General features: G+C 37.2%; 1 rRNA gene. It reads right to left on the bottom strand.

The features are described 5' to 3' along the window. Window positions 1-98, bottom strand: a 16S ribosomal RNA gene (locus tag AACV33_RS06270); the annotation flags it as partial. Between the last annotated feature and the right edge of the window lie 163 nt (window positions 99-261).

The following is a 261-nucleotide window of genomic DNA, read 5'->3' as shown; positions in this document are numbered from 1 at the left end:
TCAGCAAAGTAGCAAGCTACTTTCTGTTACCGCTCGACTTGCATGTGTTAGGCCTGCCGCCAGCGTTCAATCTGAGCCATGATCAAACTCTTCAATTAAAGTTTTTTGGTTGCTCTGTCTTCTTAGTTAAAAGAGGGCAGAAACAAAACCGGCTCAATGATTTATACTGATTTCTTACATAAAAGTAATTTTGTGTAGTCACTCAGTTCATTGATTATTTTTGTTTGCATTCACTTCGAAAAGTAAAAGCAAACTAGTGAT

This window comes from Aliivibrio sp. SR45-2 (genome assembly GCF_963890165.1).
In the GTDB taxonomy this organism is placed as follows: Bacteria; Pseudomonadota; Gammaproteobacteria; order Enterobacterales; family Vibrionaceae; genus Aliivibrio; species Aliivibrio salmonicida.
This window is presented reverse-complemented; position numbering and strand designations above follow the sequence as displayed.